Source organism: Novosphingobium sp. BL-S-34 (assembly GCF_056857015.1).
On record NZ_CM166472.1, the window covers coordinates 1,469,749 to 1,481,968 of the forward strand.

Annotated in this window: 15 protein-coding genes; 8 read left to right on the forward strand and 7 right to left on the reverse strand. The window is 66.2% G+C overall.

From position 1 onward, the window contains the following. Positions 1–67: 67 nt before the first annotated feature. From tilS to AC1VV3_RS06900, 5 genes are all read right to left on the reverse strand, one after another. Positions 68–1,066 carry a tRNA lysidine(34) synthetase TilS gene (gene tilS, locus AC1VV3_RS06880; protein WP_431568330.1) on the reverse strand — a complete coding sequence of 333 codons (999 nt, stop codon included), beginning with the start codon at positions 1,064–1,066 and terminating at the stop codon, positions 68–70. Continuing rightward, entirely contained in the window at positions 1,047–2,015 is a 969-nt protein-coding gene (locus AC1VV3_RS06885) for a tetratricopeptide repeat protein (protein WP_431568329.1), read from the reverse strand. The genes tilS and AC1VV3_RS06885 overlap by 20 nt, the downstream gene beginning before the upstream one ends. A 144-nt stretch (positions 2,016–2,159) precedes the next feature. Continuing rightward, the gene (locus AC1VV3_RS06890) at positions 2,160–3,035 is read right to left on the reverse strand and encodes a helix-turn-helix domain-containing protein (protein WP_482962067.1); all 876 of its coding nucleotides are present in this window, start codon (positions 3,033–3,035) and stop codon (positions 2,160–2,162) included. Positions 3,036–3,274: 239 nt separating this feature from the next. After that, positions 3,275–5,551 carry a phosphoenolpyruvate--protein phosphotransferase gene (gene ptsP / locus AC1VV3_RS06895; RefSeq protein WP_132265172.1) on the reverse strand — a complete coding sequence of 759 codons (2,277 nt, stop codon included), beginning with the start codon at positions 5,549–5,551 and terminating at the stop codon, positions 3,275–3,277. 235 nt (positions 5,552–5,786) lie between these two features. Then, a complete protein-coding gene (locus AC1VV3_RS06900) occupies positions 5,787–5,942 on the reverse strand; it encodes a YdcH family protein (RefSeq protein ID WP_132265170.1) in 156 nt (51 codons plus the stop codon). A gap of 224 nt (positions 5,943–6,166) precedes the next feature. Between AC1VV3_RS06900 and AC1VV3_RS06905 the strand changes: the two genes are divergently transcribed. The 8 genes from AC1VV3_RS06905 to AC1VV3_RS06940 all read left to right on the forward strand — a co-directional run bounded on the left by AC1VV3_RS06905 (position 6,167) and on the right by AC1VV3_RS06940 (position 10,689). Next, positions 6,167–6,364, forward strand: a complete 198-nt coding sequence (locus AC1VV3_RS06905; protein ID WP_132265168.1) for a YdcH family protein — start codon at positions 6,167–6,169, stop codon at positions 6,362–6,364. Positions 6,365–6,558: 194 nt separating this feature from the next. Beyond that, on the forward strand, positions 6,559–7,053 hold the full coding sequence (locus AC1VV3_RS06910) for a DUF1465 family protein (protein ID WP_431568327.1): 495 nt from the start codon (positions 6,559–6,561) through the stop codon (positions 7,051–7,053). Positions 7,054–7,130: 77 nt separating this feature from the next. Continuing rightward, positions 7,131–8,018 (forward strand): MBL fold metallo-hydrolase, encoded by an 888-nt coding sequence (locus AC1VV3_RS06915; RefSeq protein ID WP_431568326.1) that lies wholly within the window; start codon positions 7,131–7,133, stop codon positions 8,016–8,018. A 75-nt stretch (positions 8,019–8,093) separates the two neighbouring features. Then, positions 8,094–8,807 carry a hypothetical protein gene (locus tag AC1VV3_RS06920; RefSeq protein WP_431568325.1) on the forward strand — a complete coding sequence of 238 codons (714 nt, stop codon included), beginning with the start codon at positions 8,094–8,096 and terminating at the stop codon, positions 8,805–8,807. 126 nt (positions 8,808–8,933) lie between these two features. Beyond that, complete coding sequence (gene nadA, locus AC1VV3_RS06925) at positions 8,934–9,920, forward strand: quinolinate synthase NadA (RefSeq protein ID WP_134095248.1); 987 nt, start codon at positions 8,934–8,936, stop codon at positions 9,918–9,920. Between the two features lie 62 nt (positions 9,921–9,982). Beyond that, the gene (locus AC1VV3_RS06930) at positions 9,983–10,147 is read left to right on the forward strand and encodes a hypothetical protein (protein WP_482962068.1); all 165 of its coding nucleotides are present in this window, start codon (positions 9,983–9,985) and stop codon (positions 10,145–10,147) included. 69 nt (positions 10,148–10,216) lie between these two features. Continuing rightward, positions 10,217–10,423, forward strand: a complete 207-nt coding sequence (locus tag AC1VV3_RS06935; protein WP_132265158.1) for a cold-shock protein — start codon at positions 10,217–10,219, stop codon at positions 10,421–10,423. 95 nt (positions 10,424–10,518) lie between these two features. Next, a complete protein-coding gene (locus AC1VV3_RS06940; RefSeq protein ID WP_165921374.1) occupies positions 10,519–10,689 on the forward strand; it encodes a hypothetical protein in 171 nt (56 codons plus the stop codon). A 494-nt stretch (positions 10,690–11,183) separates the two neighbouring features. Here AC1VV3_RS06940 and infA read toward each other — a convergent pair whose 3' ends face one another. After that, complete coding sequence (gene infA, locus AC1VV3_RS06945) at positions 11,184–11,453, reverse strand: translation initiation factor IF-1 (protein WP_132265156.1); 270 nt, start codon at positions 11,451–11,453, stop codon at positions 11,184–11,186. A gap of 180 nt (positions 11,454–11,633) precedes the next feature. Beyond that, a complete protein-coding gene (locus tag AC1VV3_RS06950) occupies positions 11,634–12,182 on the reverse strand; it encodes a pseudouridine synthase (RefSeq protein ID WP_134095247.1) in 549 nt (182 codons plus the stop codon). Between the last annotated feature and the right edge of the window lie 38 nt (positions 12,183–12,220).

Genomic DNA, 12,220 nt, shown 5'->3' on the forward strand with positions numbered 1-12,220 from the left:
AGCGGCGGACCGAGAGCGCCGCCCGGACATGCCCTCGCGGCCCTGGGGCGGCGCAAGGGCCGGGACGCTAGGGCCTGGTCTTGCGAGCCGCGCGAACCGGCGCGCGGGCGAAACTCCAGCCGCCGGCATTGGGGCGAACCACGAGATCGCCGATCGAGGCAGGGCGTCCCTCGCGCAGGCTTTCCAGCAGGCGCGCCACGGCGCTGCCGCGCGGTTCCTCGCCGCCGAGTTCGGTGATGCAGCGCGCCAGTACCCGCAGCGCGACGGCGCGCGGGGCCTGGGGACGATAGCGCAGGCCCATCGGCTCCTTGCTCACGCAGGAGCGCCATTCGAGCGCTGCCATCCAGTCCAGCGCGGCATCGGCTTCGGCGAGATGTTCGGCGCTGCGCGCGATCGCAGCCACGTCCAGCCAGTCCGCCCCGGCCAGTGCCTTGCGGATCCGCACGCGGTCGAAACGGTCGTTGGTATTGCTCGGGTCCTGCACCGTGCCGATCCCCGCGACGACTTCGGCAAGCGCGCTGCGCCGCCAGTCCAGCACCGGGCGCAGCAGTAGTATCGCCGTCAGCGGTACATGGCCGCGGCTGCGCGCGCCGGCCAGCCCGGCCACGCCGCTGGCGCGGTTGAGGCGCATGAGCAGGGTTTCGGCCTGGTCGTCGGCATGGTGGGCGGTAGAAAGGGCCGCAAGGCCGCGCCGCTCGATCCACTCCGCCAGCGCCGCATAGCGCGCCGCGCGGGCCTCGGCCTGGACATTGCCGGGCGCCAGCGACACCTTCAGCGTTTCATGCGGGACACCCAGGCGGAGGCAGAGCGCGGCGACATCGTCCGCCTCCTGCCCGCTTTCGGGGCGAAGGCCATGGTCGACGGTGGCCGCTTCCACCCGCCCCGGCAGGGCCGCCTGGGCCAGCAGGAGCAGCGCCGTGCTGTCAGGCCCGCCCGACACCGCCACGGCGAGCCTAGCCTCCGGCGCGTCGACGCCTTCGGGCCAGAGCGCCGACAGCCCTGCCCGGAACCGTTCGACGGCTTCGGGCGCGGGCGTCAGCTCGGGATCAGGCGCAGCCCAGTCCACTGCGCGTGGAATCGTAAGTGCCCTTGAGGCGGCCGGCGGCCTCGCTGGCATAAGTTTCGCTGAATTCCGCCAGCGCGATGCAGGCCCGCTTGTTGTCCTTGAGCTGCTTCATCGACACCGCGAGGTACAGCAGGCTGTCCGGCGCGCGATCGCCGCGCTTGTCGGTCTGGTAGTTCTGGACGAACCACTTGGCCGCCTCCAGCGGATTGCCATCGTCCAGATAAGCGCGGCCAAGCAGGTTGCGGCCCCAGCTCGAACGGGCGTGCTTGGGATACTTCTCTAGGTAGAGCTTCAGCTGCTGCTGCGCCTCGGGGTAGAACTTCGCTTCCCACAGGCGGTAGCCATAGCTGTATTCGTCATCCGCGGCATCGGCGGTCTGCGGCTTGACGATGGCGCGAACGGCCTCGATCCGCGAATTCGACGGTCCGGCCGGGCGCGCGGGCGTAGCGGCGACGGGCGTTGCCGTGGGCGCCGGGGTCGCGCCGGGCGTCGGTGCCTTGCCGGGAGACGGCGAGAACGATCCGGGCTGCTGGCCCTGCTCCGATGCCATGGCACCGGGCATCGGCGCCGCCGGAGCGCTCGCCGCCAGGCGGGCCTCAAGCTGGTTGATGCGGTTGGTGTTCTGCTCGACTTGCGAGGTCAGCTGGCGAAGCTGGCCTTCCACGGCATCGATGCGCAGCAGCATGTCGCTGATCGGCGTCGAGGCGGGCTGGCCGGGAACCGGCGTGGGCGTGGGCGTGGCCGGCTTGATTTCGGGCTCGAAGAACTTGCCGTCGCCGCCCGGGAAAACCTTGCGCTGCAGCGCGCGCACTTCGGATTCCACCTTGTTCAGGCGGGCGCCGGTATTGTCCTGCGCCTGGGCCGGCATGCTCGCGCCGACCAGCGCCAGGGCCACGACAGCCGTTGCGGCCAGCCGCATCCGGCGCACTTCCATGGAAAAACGGTTCATCGCCAAGTCTACTCCGTGCCAGGGCGCGCCGTGCGCCCTCTCGGGTTCCGGGACGCCATGGACAGGAGAAACGGAACCGCGTGTTAACCAGAAATGCCTTGCGGGCGGAATTGCCGCAAACGCTGCCTCCTTGTCGAGGCAGGCTCAGTTGGAAGTGGTGGAAAGCGGCGCCGGAGCCGAAGCCCCGGCCGTGGGGACCGTCGCGGGCGCTGCCGGAGCAGGTGCTCCCGACGCAGGCGCGCCTGCCCCCGATTGGCCCCGCGCCAGCAAGTCCGCCGGAACCAGCGAAACGCCGGACATGACCATCGGCTTGGTGGCGAGCGGCGCGATGGCCTTGCCGCCGACCGTGATCGCCAGACCGTCCGGCCTGCCGAGCCGAAGCTGCGGCGCCTGCGCGCCCTGGGGCACGGTCCAGCTCTCGTTCTGCTTCAGGGTCTTTTCCACCAGCTTGCCGGTGGTATCCGTGACGCGCAGCCAGACGCCATCGACCGTGGCCGTCAGCACGACCGGGCCGTTCGTCGGCTGCGGCGCGGGCGCCGGAGCCTGCGGCGCGGCGGCACTGGGCGCGGCGCTGGGCGTATCGGACGTGAGATCGGGCAGCTTGCCCTCCGGCGAGAGGTAGTTGCTCCAGAACACCAGCAGCACCGCGATCACCACGATCGCGCCGGCCGCGGCAACCCAGGCAAGGCGCAGCGACGGAACGCGGGCGGGATCGCCGGGCTCGAAATGCGGGACCACCACCGGTTCGCGCGCACCCTCGGCATCGAGCTGGCGGCGCACTTGTTCGGCGATCGCCTTTTCGTCCAGCCCCAACGCCCGGGCATAAGTCCGCGAGAAGCCCACCGCATAGGTGCGCGCGGCAAGGTCACCCAGCCGGTCTTCCTCGATGGCGGAGAGATGGCGCTCGGCAATTCTCGTCTGGACGGCGATCTGCGCGAGGCTCAGCCCCGCAGCTTCACGCGCCCGGCGCAAGGTCGCACCGACCGTGGACGAAGAACTTCCGGCCGCAGCATTGGCCAAACCTTCGGACGGCCCCTGATTTTCAACGTTTTCCATTCCGCTCCCGAAGGGATGGTAACTGAACCTGACGGGAATCCACCAAACCGCGCGAGAATCCAAAGTCAATCACGACAAGGCAGATAACTCGAATACTTTGCGGCGGATGCGACCCCGTGCACGGCGAGTAACATCCGCGCAAGTCTGCTTTATGTCAATCGGGGCGCCGGGGCTGAAACGCCCGATCCCCGAAAACACGGGGATCAATCCACTGCAATGTCGCGTTCGGCCGCCCAGGCGGTCAGCGCGGCGCGCATGTCCGCCGGCGGATGGGCCAGCCACTGGTCCATGGCGGCGCCGATTTCGCGCAAGTCGACCTGGCCGACCAGGTCCTTGGTCGGCCCCACCGAGGCGGGCGTGATCGACAGGCGGCGAATGCCCAGGCCGAGCAGCGCCAGCGCCTCCAGCCGGCGCCCGCCCATCTCGCCGCAGACGGCGATCTCGACATTGTGGCCATCGACGCTGCGGATGACCCGGCGCAGGAAGCGCAGGATCGCCGGGCTCACCCAGTCGTAGCGCTCGGCCAGCTTGGGATTGGCCCGGTCCGCCGCGAAGAGGAACTGGGTCAGGTCGTTCGTGCCGATCGACAGGAACGAGATCTTCGGCGCCAGCAGGTCGAGCTGTTCGGCCAGGGCCGGGACTTCCAGCATGATGCCGTAGTGGATCGCCTCTGGAAGAAGCTTCTTCTGGCTGCGCAGGAATGCGAACTGCTTTTCGAAGACCGCCTTGGCCTGGTCGAACTCCCAGGGCTCGGCCACCAGCGGGAACATGACGTGGAGCGTGCGCCCGCCCGCCGCTTCCAGCAGCGCGCGCGCCTGCACCTTGAGCAGGCCCTCGCGCTCGAGAGCGACGCGCAGGGCGCGCCAGCCCATCGCCGGGTTTTCCTCACCCTCGCCGTCGTCGTGACGCAAGTAGGGCAAGGTCTTGTCGCCGCCGATGTCGACCGTCCGGAACTTCACCGGCTTGTCGCCCGCGGCTTCCATGATGTCGCGGTAGAGGCGGGTCTGGCGCTCGCGCGAAGGGAGCGTGGCGGAGACCAGGAACTGGAATTCGGTGCGGAACAGGCCGATGCCGTCCGCCCCGGTCATGCTGAGGTTGGCGATGTCGTCGCGCAGGCCGGCATTGATCATGACCTGGATGCGGGTGCCGTCCAGCGTGGTCGGCTGCACTTCGCGCAAGGCGGCATAGGCGGCCTGGCGCTGGCGGCTCTTGGCGAAACGCGCTTCGAAAGCCTCGATCACGCCGGCCGGCGGGCGCACCATCGCCGTCGCCTGGTCGGCATCGAGCAGGAGCTGGTCGCCTTCGCGCACCACGCCGCGCAGACCGCGCACGCGCCCGAGCACCGGAATGCCCATTGCCCGCGCCACGATGACGACATGGCTGGTGAGCGAGCCTTCCTCCAGGATCACGCCCTTGAGGCGGCGCTTGTCGTATTCCAGCAATTCCGCCGGGCCGAGGTTACGGGCGATCAGGATCGCATCGTTGCGCAGCCCCAGCGAGGCCGCCGTTCCCATCTGGCCGGAGACGATCCTGAGCAGGCGGTTGGCCAGATCCTCCAGGTCGTGCATGCGATCCGCCAGCAGGGGATCGTCGATCTGGCGCATGCGCATGCGGGTGCGCTGCTGCACGCGTTCGATGGCGGCTTCGGCGGTGAGGCCGGAATCGATCGCCTCGTTGATGCGGCGGGTCCAGCCTTCGTCGTAAGCGAACATGCGGTAGGTCTCGAGCACTTCCTCGTGCTCTCCGCCCATGCCGAATTCGGCCTGGCTGGCCATGCGGTCGATCTGCTCGCGCATCTTGTCGAAGGCATGGATCACGCGCTGGCGCTCGGCCTCGGTGTCTTCCGCGACGATATGCTCGATATTGACGCGCGGCTGGTGATAGACCGCCTGGCCCGAGGCCAGACCCTTCACCAGCGTCAGACCGCGAAGCTGCTCCGGCCCGGTCTGCGCGGCGCCCAGGGCATGGACGTCCACTTCGTCGATCAGGTCGGCATTGGTGATGAGTTCGGACAGGACCATGGCCACCGTCTGCAGCGCCTCGATCTCCACTTCCTCATAGCGACGCGGCTCGACATGCTGCACGCAGAGCACGCCGGCGGCCCGCTCCCGGCGCACGATCGGCACGCCCGCAAAGGAGTGGAAGCGGTCTTCGCCGGTTTCCGGGCGATAGGAGAAGTCCGGATGGGCGGCCGCTTCGGCCAGGTTCAGCGTCTCGATCCGGTCGGCGATGCTGCCGACAAGGCCCTCGCCCACCGCCATGCGGGTGACGTGGACGGCTTCCTGCGCCAGGCCGCGCGTCGCGAACAGCTCCAGCATGCCTTCGCGCAGGAGATAGATCGAGCAGACCTCGCTATCGAGGCATTCGCCGATCACTTCGACCACCGTATTCAGCTTGGCCTGGGCGTGATTTCGCGACGCCATGACCTCGTGGAGGCGGGTGAGGATGGTTCGTGCTGCTTCTACGGCTCCGCTGGTCATGAAACCCGAGTAACCCAAAGCGAGCGCTTTGGAAACGCGGCCGTTGTGAAAAGATGTGTCGGGAAAAACGTCCGCGCGAAATGCGGATACCTCCAAGGCGGCCCCCGGCACGTTGCCGCACCGAGGGCGCCTGAGGGAGCGGCTTCACCGCCCGGGAAATCGGCCTCGATGCAAGGGAGACCGAGGGATCGCCACGGGGGATGGCTGCTCTGGTACTGACCCAGTCAGCGACAGGTCAGTGACGAGAGATTTCTTCCTTGATCCTGAGCTTCCGCTTCTTGAGGGCCTGGATCATGGCTGCGTCAGGTATCGGACGGCACAATTCGTCATGAATCTGCCTTTCAATTCCGGCATGCTTGAGCTGCAAAGCGCTGACGTGCGAACTATCCATGGACGGTTCTCCTCTTTGTTCGGGGGGTGGGCCGGCCCCTTTGCCTGCGACCTCTCTTGGCGACTCGGCATGGGCAATCCGGCGCAAAACGGATGGAACCACATCCTGCCCATCTTGCGAAGACCGCGAATGGTTCATATCGGTGAATCGCGTGCCTGCTGCGTCGAGCGGGGCATGTGAATGTCGCATCCGCAGACTGTCATTCGAGAGTAGGAAATCCTGGCGTGACCGAAGAGGAAATGCGCAAGCGCCTCGAAATCCTCAAGATCGAGCACCGCGATCTCGATGCGGCTATCGATGCGCTCACCGTGCCCGGCGCCGGCGACCAGCTGCAGATCGCGCGCCTGAAAAAGCGCAAATTGAAACTCAAGGATCAGATCGCGGTGATCCAGGACTTCCTGATCCCCGATATCATCGCCTGATTTCTTGCGCAGGATGGCGCTTCAGGAGTGCCGGGTGCGCTCGTCACGTCCGCGGCGAGCTTGCGGCACCCCCGCTTTTGCCTGACCGCACGCCCGCGTAAAACGTACCGATAGGGGACAAGCACCGGATTCGTTTCGGAAAATGCCTTAAGGGCAGTTGCCGCGGACTCGCCGGTAAGAAATATGGGCAGCGCATGCCCAACTCCGCGACCATAAACCCGCGCATCGTCGAGGCGCTCTATTGCGAGGCGCTTCTGCTCGCGGACGAGGTGCGCGAGGCGTTCGCCCTGCCCGGCCCGCCGCGGGAAGCAGCAGCGGAAGCAGGTTTGAGCGAGGCGCTGGAAACGAGTGACGAGCCGGAGCGTATCGCCCTGTCGAGCGAGGGCCTGCGCACGACCACGCGCATGATGCATGCGATCGCCTGGCTGCTGAACCAGCGCGCCTTCATCATGGGCGAGATCAGCCAGTTCCAGCTTCGCCGCAATGGCCGTCTTTCGCCGCTCCTGCGCCATTCGGAAGTCGCGCAGCTCGCCCGCCTGCAACCGGAGATCGTCGACCTGGTGGAAACGACGCAGCGCTTCTACGACCGCCTGCTCCGGATCGACGGCCGCTGGCGCCTGCGTGACGACATTCAGCCAAGCGCGATCGAACGCCTGCGCGAACGGATCGAGCGGCGACTGGCGAGCTGAAGCACAGGGGCTCCGCGCGCGCGCCTGACTGGAAGGCCGCGCTCGACAGGCCCCTCGCGAATGCCCATATCGGCCGAATGGACGCGCTGAAAGACATCGACAAGCCTTATGCCGAAGCCGAGCGGATCGCGCCGCTCGTCCGCCGGGTGCTGGCCCGCAACCCCTCGCCGTTCACGTATACCGGCACGCAGACCTACATCGTCGGAGACGGCGCGGACGTCGCGGTGATCGACCCCGGCCCGGCCGAGGACGAGCATATCGCCGCGATCCTGAGCGCGGTCGGCGAAGCGCGAATCGCGGCGATCTGCTGCACTCATACTCACCGCGACCATTCGCCCGCCGCGGCGCCTCTGCAGGCCCTCACCGGCGCGCCGGTGGTCGGCTGCGCGGCACTGACGCTGGAGGACGACGGCCCCCGCGCGGACGCCGCCTTCGATCCCGACTACCGCCCCGACCGCGTGCTGCACGACGGCGAGACGATCGGCGGAGACGGCTGGACGCTCGAAGCCGTCGCCACGCCTGGCCACACCTCCAACCACGTCTGCTTCGCCTTGCCCGAAACCGGGGCGATGTTCACCGGCGACCACGTCATGGGCTGGTCCACCAGCGTGGTCTCCCCGCCGGACGGCGACATGACGGACTATCTCGCCAGCCTGCAGAAACTCTACGAGCGCGAACAGGACAGCGTCTATTTCCCGGCCCACGGCCCCGCGGTCGAGAAACCGCGCCAGCTGGTGCGCGGCATGATCGGCCATCGCCGCCAGCGCGAACGCCAGATCCTGAAGCAGATCGAGGCAGGACATGGCACCGTGGCCGCTATGGTGCCGCAAATGTACAAAGGCGTGGACAAGCGGCTCTGGCCCGCCGCAGGCCGATCGGTACTGGCTCATCTTCTTGATCTGGAAAGAAGAAGCCTGGTAACGCGGCAAAATGACGATTGGTCACTGGCCCTTACGGAACAGTAATTTACCGAATTACTGTATCTCTACTTGTCGATGAAGAGTATACCCCGCCCAACTCATGGGGTGAGGGGATTTTTCATGGCAACATTGCCTTTGGCCCGCCTTGGCGCGCTATCGTTCTGGCAGAAGATGGCGATCGGCCTTTCGCTGTTCATCGTCTTCGCTTTCGGACAATTCGCAATGCGGGGCTTGGTCGACTATCGCGGCGCGCCGCTCGTCATGCACCTGCACGGCCTGATCATGCTGACATGGCTGGGGCTGCTGGTGACTCAGTCCTTGCTGGCCGGACGGGGCGGACTGGCGATCCACCGCCGGCTCGGCTGGGCGAGCGCGGTCATGGTGCCGCTCATGGTCGTCTCGATGAGCGCGCTCTGCATCACCGCCCTGCGCGCCCACGCCCAGCCGCCGTTCTTCACGCCCGCCTACTTCCTGGCCACCGTGCACATCGGCGCGGCCTTCTTCGCGCTGCTGGTGGCGCTGGCGGTGTCCCACCGCCGCCAACCGGACTGGCACCGCCGGCTGATGCTGGGCTCGACGATCCTGCTGACCGACCCGGCGCTGGGCCGGGTGCTGCCGATGCCGCTGATCATGCCCTGGGGCGAATGGGTGTCGCTGGTGGTTCAGCTGGGCTTCGTCGCGCTGATCCTGCGCCATGACCGGCGCACCATCGGCCATGCCCACCCCGCCACCATCGCCGCGACGATCGCCCTGCTGCTCACCCATGTCCTGACCGAATTGCTGGCGATCACGCCCTGGTGGATCGATCTGGCGACAAGGGCCTCGGCCGCCTGAACCCGGCGCATATTTTCCTTGGGCATTGCCGCAAGCGTCCCTAGATAGGCCCCAAATCCCGGCAGCCGGCCAACCCCAGACGGGGAAGGCCGGTAAAACGCCGGAGCGACCAGACAGAGGGACACCATGACCGTAATGCCCGCCGACCTTTCCGGTATCGACGTGCGCGCCGAAATCGAGCGGCTGCGCAAGGAACGCAATGCGGTCATCCTCGCGCATTATTACCAGCGCCCGGAACTCCAGGACATTGCCGACTTCGTGGGCGACAGCCTGGAACTCAGCCGCAAGGCCGCCGAGACCGACGCCGAAGTGATCGCCTTCTGCGGTGTGAAGTTCATGGCGGAAACCGCCAAGATCCTCTCGCCCAACAAGATCGTGGTCCTGCCCGACGTCGAAGCCGGCTGCAGCCTGGAAGATTCCTGCCCGCCCGAAAAGTTCAAGGCTTTCCGCGAGGCGCATCCCGATCACATCGCGCTCACGTACATCAACTGCTCGACCGAGGTGAAGGCACTGTCCGACATCATCGTCACCAGTTCCAGCGCCGAGACGATCCTCCAGCAAATCCCTGCCGACCAGAAGATCATCTTCGGCCCGGACCGCCACCTGGGCGGCTATCTCAGCCGCAAGTTCGGCCGCGAGATGCTGCTCTGGCCCGGCGTCTGCATCGTGCACGAGGCGTTCTCGGAAACCGAGCTGCTGAAGCTCAAGGCCCAGCATCCCGCCGCTCCGATCGCCGCGCACCCGGAATGCCCGCCGCATATCGTCGATCATGCGGACTATGTCGGTTCGACTAGCGGCATTCTGCAATATGCCAAGACCACGGATGCCGACACGCTGATCGTCGCCACCGAGCCGCACATCATCCACCAGATGCAGTTGGCGATCCCGAACAAGACCTTCATCGGCGCGCCGGGGGCGGACGGGAACTGCAACTGCAACATCTGCCCCTACATGGCGCTCAACACCATGGAGAAGCTCTACGTCGCCCTGCGCGACCTGGAGCCGCGGATCGAGATCGAGGAGCAGCTGCGCCTCGATGCCAAGAAGAGCCTCGACCGCATGCTGGACATGGCGAGCGGAACCGTGGGCAAGGGTGATCTGGGCACGCGCTGAGCGCGCCCGACCCCCGACTGTTCACGATTGCACACTGCCGCCATAGCCCCGGCAATGGCGCAATGCCGCCGTTTCACGCCTCAATCCCGTTGCCGTTAGGTATTCGCAACGGAGCGTGTTATATCGGCGTGGCTGATGTCGAATTTGCGACGGGTGTCGCCAATCTTCGTTCGGGTTCGGAAATTTTTCCGCGCAAGAACGGGTTGGGACGATTTCCTTTCAATTGACGAACTGACGCACGACCGGATCCCGCAATTTCGCAGGATCCAAAATTCGTTTCTTGAAAGGAACCTAATATGCCGATCGGCACCGTGAAATTCTTCAATACCGACAAGGGCTACGGTTTCATCGCTCCGGAAGACGGCGGCCAGGACAGCTTCGTCCACATCTCGGCCGTTCAGAACGCCGGCATGCACACCCTCGAGAAGGAACAGCGCCTCTCGTATGACGTCGAAGTCGGCCGCAATGGCAAGGCATCGGCTGTCAACCTGAAGTCGGCCTGATTTTCAGAGGTGCGCGGCGGCCGGGCTTCGGTCCGCCGCCGCGCGCTTCTTCCCGGTGCTTTGCCCCAAGGCGCCGATACATAGCGAGCAGGCAGATGGCATTTACCCGTGACTTCTGCGAATCGCGCGCCCAGGAGGCAGCCGAGGCCGCCTCCATCGCGAAACTCGCCAATGTGCGCGATCGCGAGCTTCGCTCCGAAGCCGCCTGGCGCGCCATGTCCGACCAGATCCGACGCATCGAGGAAGGGCGCAAACCCGCGTTCTGACCGGCCGACCTGACAGCGCCGTCGCGCGAGGTTCGGCAGATGCCAGCTCTGTCGTTTGAACACGCTTCGAAGCGAACGGACTTCGAAAGCGGCAGGCAATATCGGTTCGCGCCCTTGCGCGTCCGCCTCTCTGCAGGATTCGCGCGGATATCCGCTCGAACGAATCCAGGAGCCTTGCCTCGGCCTGCAACCGCGAAGCCGGCTCTCTCCCCTTCCCGCACGCCTGTCCCAGACATGCCCCCCCAGACATGAAAAACCCCCGAAGGCTTCGGCCTGCGGGGGTTTTTTCCTGTGCTCTAGGTCGGGCGGTGTCAGTCCACCATGGCGGCGACGAGGCGCCGCAGGTCCTGCCTGGAGAGCGCTCCCGGTTCCACGTCACGCCGGAATCCGACGGTAGGAAGCGAGAAGCGGTGGGGTACGGATTGGACGCGATCACATGCGTCCGCTTTATGGTAGTTCATGTATTCCTTGTTCGCGGCTCACTGCCGCATCTGTCATCTTTTGAAATTGCTGCGCCGTTTCGGCGGGCCGCCGGTCTGACCAGGCGTACGTTCGCGGAACACGATCCGACCCTTGGTCAGATCGTAGGGCGTCATTTCAACGTGCACGCGATCGCCCACGACCGAGCGGATGCGAAACTTGCGCATCTTGCCCGCGGTGTAAGCGATAATGCGATGCTCATTGTCGAGCACCACAGCGAAACGTCCGTCGGGAAGGATTTCTTCGATGAAACCCTCCATGGTCAGCAGTTCTTCCTTGGCCAATGCATCCTGTCCGAAAAAAGGGTTGCCCCAAGTCTGCCGCGCGCGAAGCACGCTTCGGCCTTGAGGGCCAGGCAGCTGTAAAGGGGAGGAGTGGCTGCCGGAATGCAGCCGCAAGTTCCCGTCGCAGGCGACGTAGCTCGGCCGATATAGACTATATCGGCGAAATTGCAACACCAACCGTCAAATGGTGACTTCGCGCCACTCGCCCGGCGCCAGGCCGTCGAGCGCCCAGTCCCCCACCCTGTCCCGCACGAGGCGCAGCGTGGGATGGCCGATCGCGGCGGTCATGCGCCGAACCTGGCGGTTGCGGCCTTCCGCGATGGTCAGTTCGATCCAGCAGTCCGGCACCGTCTTGCGGAACCGGACCGGCGGATTGCGCGGCCAGAGCTGCGGCGCGTCGATACGGCGCGCCCGCGCGGGCCGAGTCGGACCGTCGTTCAGGATCACGCCCTTGCACAGCGCCGCGATCGCGGCCTCATCGGGCTCGCCTTCGACTTGCGCCAGGTACGTCTTGGTGATCTTGAAGCGCGGATCGGAGATTCGCGACTGGAGCCGGCCGTCGTCGGTCAGCAGCATCAGCCCCTCGCTGTCGCGGTCGAGCCGCCCGGCGGGATAGACGCCCGGCACGTCGATGAAGTCCGACAGCGTCGCGCGCGGCGTGGGCGAGCGGGCATCGGTGAACTGCGACAAGACATCATAAGGCTTGTTGAAGAGAATGAGGCGGGCCATCGCGGCGCTCTAGCAGCGAGCGGGGCCGGAGTCCTTCG